Genomic DNA, 5,613 nt, shown 5'->3' on the forward strand with positions numbered 1-5,613 from the left:
CAGGCGCCGGCTGGCCGCGGGTGGTGCGCGCGGCGCCGCCATCGCCGCCGGCGAGCTGCGCCTGCGGGTCGAGGCGGAACTGCGCCACCAGGCGCTGCAGCTGCTCGGCCTGGCTGTTCATCTCCTCGGCGGTCGCCGACAGCTCCTCCGAAGCCGAGGCGTTCTGCTGCGTGGTCTGGCTGATCTGGCTCATGGCGATGTTGATCTGCCCCGCGCCGGCCGACTGCTCCTCGGACGAGGCGGTGATCTCCTGCACCAGCTCGGCGGTCTTGCGGATCGAGGGCACGATCTGCTCGAGCAGCGCACCCGCGCGCTCGGCGGTCTTCACGCTGGAGCCGGCCAGTTCGCCGATCTCCTGCGCCGCGACCTGGCTGCGCTCGGCGAGCTTGCGCACCTCGGCCGCCACCACCGCGAAACCCTTGCCGTGCTCGCCGGCACGCGCCGCCTCGATCGCGGCGTTGAGCGCGAGCAGGTTGGTCTGGTAGGCGATGTCGTCGACGATGCCGATCTTGTCGGCGATCGAACGCATCGCTTCCACCGTCGCGCGCACCGCATCGCCGCCCTCGTCGGCGTCGGCGGCGGACTTGCTCGCCATGCCGTCGGTGACGCGGGCGTTCTCGGTGTTCTGGCCGATCGAGGCCGACATCTGCTCGATCGAGGCCGAGGTCTCCTCCAGACTGGCGGCCTGCTCGGACGAGCCCTGCGCCAGCGACTGCGAGGTCGCGCTCACCTGCTCGGAGGCCGCCGACAGGGCGTCGGCCGCGCCGCGCACCTCGCCCAGGGTGTGCGACAGGCTGCCCACCATGCGTTGCATGGCCGCCAGCACGCTGGCGCTGTCGCCGGCGCGCAACTGCACGTCCACCGTGAGGTCGCCGGCGGCGACCTTGCGCGCGATCTCCGCGGCGTAGTCGGGCTCGCCGCCGAGCTGGCGCAGCAGGCCGCGGGTGATCAGGATCGCCACCGCCACGCCCACCAGCAGGGCGATGCCGCCCAGCACCGACATGGTCAGCGTGGCCGCGGCGACGGTCGCGGCGGTCGCGCTGCCGGTACCGGAGAGCAGTTCGCCCTGGTAGGCGGTGAGCGCGTTCACGCGCTGGCGGTACTGCACCGCGATGGCGTCGTAGTCGCCGCGCAGGAAGGCGCGCGCCTCGTCGGCACGGCCCTGCTCGACGAGCTCGATGAGGCGGTTCTGCGCCGGGATGAAGCGCTGGCGGCTGTCGAGCACCTCGGCGAAGAGCTCCTTGCCGCGCGGCTGCACCAGCATCGGCGCGAGCGCGTCCCAGGCCTTGCCGATGCGCTCGCGCCCGCCGAGCATGCGGTCCTTGGCACGGCCGATCTGCTCGCCGTTCTCGGCGATGACCAGCTCGCGCCCGCCGAGGGCGATCTCGTTGACCCCGACCAGTCCGTCCTGCAGCAGCTGCGTCTTGGGCCACAGCTCGTCCACCACCACGTCGACATCGTGCTTGATGTCGGTCAGGCGCAGGATGCCCACCGCGAGCAGCGTCCCCAGCAGCACCAGCACGAGGCCGAAGCCCAGCCCCAGCTTCATACCCACCTTCATGTTCCTGAACATTCGCTTTCCCCTGTTTCCGGTTTCTTCTGCAGCATTCATGCAGCAAGGAAGCGCGCCCGCGGCGCACCCCCGGTGTCGCGGCCCTCGTGCGCGATCGCACGCTGGACCAGTTGTGGCACGTCCAGGATCAGCGCCACCTCGCCGCTGCCCAGGATGGTGGAGCCGGCGATGCCGGCGACGCGCTCGAAGAGCGGCCCGAGCGGCTTGATCACCGCCTGGCATTCGCCGAGCAGATGGTCCACCGCGATCCCCGCCTGGCGCCCGCCGAAGCGCACCACGACCACGTTCTGCCGCGGCGGCGGTGCGCCCTCGAGCGCGAACAGGGCGCGCAGGCGCAGGAAGGGCAGGACCTGGCCGCGCAGGTCGAGGTAGCCGGCGGCGCCGGCGTCGGCCGGCAGCTCGATGCACTCGACCACCGCGTCGAGCGGCAGGATGAAGGTGGCGCCGGCGACACCGACCTGGAAGCCGTCGATGATCGCCAGCGTGAGCGGCAGGCACAGCCGCATCGTGGTGCCGCAGCCCGGCGCGCTGTGGATGTCGAGGGTGCCGCGCAGCGCATCGACGCTGCTCTTGACCACGTCCATGCCGACGCCGCGGCCGGACAGGCTGGTGAGTTCGGCCGCGGTGGAGAAGCCCGGCGCCAGGACGAGGCGGTGGATCTCGGCCTCGGAGAGCACGGCGTCCGCCGCGACCAGGCCGCGCTCGACGGCCTTGGCGAGGATGCGCCGCGCGTCCAGCCCGCCGCCGTCGTCGGCGACCTCGATGACGATGCTGCCCGACTCGTGGAAGGCGCGCAGCTCGACCCGGCCGCGCGCCGGCTTGCCCGCCGCGGCGCGGCGTTCGGGCGATTCGATGCCGTGGTCGAGGGCGTTGCGCACGAGGTGCATGAGCGGGTCGCCGATCTTCTCGACCATGGACTTGTCGAGCTCGGCCTCGGCGCCGCGGATCACCAGCTCGATGTCCTTGCCGAGCTCGCGCGCGAGGTCGCGCACCACGCGCGGGAAGCGGTTGAAGACCTCGCCGATCGGGGTCATGCGCAGGCGCAGCGCGGCGTCGCGCACGTCCTCGACCAGGCGCAGCAGGTTGGCGGCGGTCTCCTGCAGCGCGCGGCTGCCGGCCTGCTGCGCCTGCAGCTGGGTGGCGGCGCCGGCGATGACGAGCTCGCCGACCTGGTCGATGAGCGCGTCGAGCCGGTCGGCGGGCACCTTGACGCTGCGCGTCTCGCTGGCGCGGCGCTCCTCGGCGGCCTTCTGCTTGCCGAGCGCGGCCTGCACCACCTGGGCGGGCACACCGGCGTGCTCGACCAGTAGCTCGCCCACGCGCGGCGCCTCGGCCTGCACGTGCTGGGCGGCGAGCGCGGCCTCGAGCTCGCGCGCGGTGACCGAGCCGCAGGTCACGAGGATCTCGCCGAGTCGGCGCGGGTCCTCGTCGAGCGCCTCGATGAGGGCGAGGTACTCCTCGACGCGCGCCGCCGGCGGCACCAGCACGATGCGCGCGCTGTCCTGCACGAACTCGAACACCGCCTCGATCTCGGCGCGGGGGGCCGTGCTGCGCAGCGCGATCTCGAAGCCGAGGTAGCAGTTTTCCGGGTCGCCGGCGGCGAGCTCGGGCAGGGTGTCGGCGATGGTCTCGACGTGCACGAGCTCGCCGAGGGTGCGCAGGTAGTGGATGAAGGCGAGCGGGTCCATGCCGTTCCTGAGCACCTCGGGCGCGAAGCGCAGCGACAGGTGCCAGTGCTCGGCGCCGAGCGCCACGCTGCCGCCGACCTCGAGCGCGGGCGCGGCCTCGGTCGCGGAGCAGACGACCGGGTCCCCCCCCGCCACGGTCGCCGGCAGTGCGGCAGGGGTGGCGGGCGTCGTGGCGCAGAAGGCTTCGAGGCGGGCGCGCAGCGGCGCGCCCTCGAACTCGGGCGGAGGAAGTTCGGCGGCGACCGCGGCGACGAGGCTGGCGATGTGGTCCTGCGACTCGAGCAGCAGGTTGATCAGGGCGTCGGAGAGTTCGAGCTCGCCGTTGCGCATGCGGTCGAGCACGCTCTCGACGGCGTGGGTGAAGTGCACCACCGCGTCCAGCCCGAACAGGCCGGCCGAGCCCTTGATGGTGTGGGCACAACGGAACAGCGCGTGCAGCTCGTCGGTCGGCAGCGCGGCGGTCTCGGCGCGCAGGAGGATCTCCTCCATCTGCGCGAGCAGCTCGCGGCTCTCGTCGAGGAAGGTGGCCAGGGCCTGGGAGAGGTCCATCAGCGTGCCTCCTGCGTGGCCGGCGCGGCGTCCTCGAGCAGCGGGTCGCCGAGCGCGCCGCCGAGGCGGGCGAGGTCGAGCAGGCGCAGCACCGCGGCGGAGTGGTTGACGAAGCGCACGCTGCGCCCGACGCTGCGCTTGGCCATCAGCATGAGCTGCAGGCCGGCGGTGTCGATCTCGTCGATGCGGCCGAGGTCGATCTCTAGCGCTTCGTGGGTGGCGAGCGCCTGCAGCCAGGCCTCGCGCAGCGCGGCCACGGTGTAGATGCCGAGTTCGCCCTCGGGGGCGAGGCGGGCGACGCCGGCCGCGGGGGTGTCGAGTGCAGGGGTGTCCATGGTCGGCGCGCTCACATCACCAGCTTGGACACCGCCGCCAGCATCTGCTGCGGCTGGAAGGGCTTGACCACCCAGGCGCGCGCGCCGGCTTCCTGGCCGAGGCGCTTCTTCTCCTCGGCGGCCTCGGTGGTGAGCATGATCACCGGGGTGAACTTGTAGCTCGGGTTCTTCTTGACCTCGCGCACGAAGGCGATGCCGTCCATGTTGGGCATGTTCACGTCGGAGATGATGAGATGAACCTTCTGGCCGCCGAGCTTGCCGAGGGCGTCGCGGCCGTCGCAGGCCTCGATCACCTGGTAGCCGGCGCCCTTGAGCGACAGGCTCACCACCTGGCGCAGCGAGGCGGAGTCGTCGACGATCAGCACGGTCTTGGACATGGGGGAGTACTCCTGCTCAAAAGAAGGTGATGTCGCCGCCAGCCGGGGCGGGGTTCGCGTCGGCGCGGCGGGCGTGTTGTTCGAGGGTGGTGTAGGTGCGCTCGAGCGCGGCGATCCAGGCGGCGACGTCGATCGGCGCCGGCACCCGCCCGCCGGCGAGGCGGGCCTCGTCTTCGGCGACCTGGGCGGCGAGGCGCGCCATGTCGGCGCGCACCGCCTCGAGGATCTGGCTGACGCGGTCCTGGAACTGGAGCTGCACCAGCACGCCCTCGATGCGGGACTGCACCGCGGTGCTGTCTTCCTCGAGAGCGCGCGCGGCCTGCGCCATGGCGTTGCCGACCTGGTCGAAGCGGCCGACCACGCTGCCGATCGCCGCCTCGGAGTCGCGCACCAGGACGGCGTCGCCGCGGGCCATGTGCTCGGCCGCTGCGAGCGCCTCGGCCATCGCGGCGTGGGCGCTCTCGACCTTGGCGCGGATACGCTCGCCGGTGGCGCCGGAGAGGTCGGAGAGCTTGCGCACCTCGTCGGCGACCACCGCGAAGCCGCGCCCCAACTCGCCGGCGCGGGCTGCCTCGATCGCCGCGTTGAGCGCGAGCAGGTTGGTCTGCTTGGCGATCTCGCCGACCTCGCTCGCCATGCGCATCAGCTCCTCGGTGACCTGGGCGAGGCGGGCGACCGCCTGCGACAGGCTCTGCTTCTCGGCGAGCGCGGCGTTGAGCCCGGCGAGCACGCGGTCGAGCTCGCCGCGGGCATGGCCGATCACCCCGACCACGCTGTCCTCGCCGCGGTCGGCGGTGGACTGGCGCGAGCGCAGCAGCGCGTCCTGCAGGCGCTCGAGGATGTGCGCGAACTCGCCGGCGAGCGCGCCCACGGCGGTCTCGGTCTGGCTGCGCGAGATGCCCACGTGGTCGTGCCAGCGCGCCAGCGCGGCCTGCGCCAACTGCTGCAGGCTGGCGAGGTAGGCCTCGCGCTCGGCCAGGCGCGCACGCTCCGCCGTGGCCACGCGCGCCGCGACGTCAGCCTGGCGGGCGCGCTCGCGACGCAGTATCCACCATGGCAGGGCGAGGCCGGCGACGCCGACGACGCCCGCC

General features: G+C 72.9%; 5 protein-coding genes. All 5 read right to left on the reverse strand.

Annotation, left to right across the window (positions count from 1 at the left end; all coding sequences use genetic code 11):
• Positions 1-1,561 (reverse strand): methyl-accepting chemotaxis protein (locus tag C665_RS18060; protein ID WP_004325664.1); only part of this gene is annotated, 1,561 nt, incomplete at its 3' end.
• A gap of 47 nt (positions 1,562-1,608) precedes the next feature.
• Positions 1,609-3,810 (reverse strand): chemotaxis protein CheA, encoded by a 2,202-nt coding sequence (locus C665_RS18065; RefSeq protein ID WP_004325665.1) that lies wholly within the window; start codon positions 3,808-3,810, stop codon positions 1,609-1,611.
• Positions 3,810-4,145, reverse strand: a complete 336-nt coding sequence (locus C665_RS18070; protein WP_004325666.1) for an STAS domain-containing protein — start codon at positions 4,143-4,145, stop codon at positions 3,810-3,812. Before C665_RS18070 ends, C665_RS18065 begins: the two co-directional genes overlap by 1 nt.
• A gap of 11 nt (positions 4,146-4,156) precedes the next feature.
• Positions 4,157-4,522, reverse strand: a complete 366-nt coding sequence (locus C665_RS18075) for a response regulator (RefSeq protein WP_004325667.1) — start codon at positions 4,520-4,522, stop codon at positions 4,157-4,159.
• A 16-nt stretch (positions 4,523-4,538) separates the two neighbouring features.
• The coding region (locus C665_RS20990) for a methyl-accepting chemotaxis protein (protein ID WP_004325668.1) at positions 4,539-5,613 on the reverse strand (1,075 nt) is incomplete at its 5' end.

Source organism: Thauera aminoaromatica S2 (assembly GCF_000310185.1).
GTDB lineage: Bacteria > Pseudomonadota > Gammaproteobacteria > Burkholderiales > Rhodocyclaceae > Thauera > Thauera aminoaromatica.